A 437-nucleotide genomic window follows, 5' to 3' on the forward strand; every position below is an offset into this window, starting at 1 on the left:
TTCAATGTAAGTCAAGTCATCCGTTTGGTGGCGATGGCGGAGGTGAACCACGCGTTCCCATACCGAACACGACCGTTAAGCCCTTCAGCGCCGATGGTACTTAGACCGCAGGGTCTTGGGAGAGTAGGACGTCGCCAAGCAGGTGTTATATTTACACCTTAATATACGAACTATGAGAATTAAGGGCCTTTAGCTCAGCTGGTTAGAGCGCACCCCTGATAAGGGTGAGGTCGGTGGTTCGAGTCCACTAAGGCCCACCACTATAATTCCATAATTCAAAACCTAACATGGGGCCATAGCTCAGCTGGGAGAGCGCCTGCCTTGCAAGCAGGAGGTCAGCGGTTCGATCCYGCTTGGCTCCACCAAAAAAACTTTTTAAATTGCACCTTGAAAACTGGATAACGAAAGAAAAGAATTGCTGAAACATCCTTTAAAGC

The 437-nt window shown here is 48.9% G+C and carries 2 tRNA genes and 1 rRNA gene; all 3 read left to right on the plus strand.

Going from position 1 to position 437, the window contains the following annotated elements:
- The first annotated feature begins 23 nt into the window (after positions 1-23).
- The 3 genes from rrf to AC1DM9_RS34525 all read left to right on the plus strand — a co-directional run bounded on the left by rrf (position 24) and on the right by AC1DM9_RS34525 (position 365).
- Positions 24-140 (plus strand): 5S ribosomal RNA (rrf, locus tag AC1DM9_RS34515).
- Positions 141-183: 43 nt separating this feature from the next.
- Positions 184-260, plus strand: a tRNA-Ile gene (locus tag AC1DM9_RS34520).
- 29 nt (positions 261-289) lie between these two features.
- Positions 290-365, plus strand: a tRNA-Ala gene (locus AC1DM9_RS34525).
- The last annotated feature ends 72 nt before the right edge of the window (positions 366-437 follow it).

Source organism: Paenibacillus sp. 01T431, from assembly GCF_056398625.1.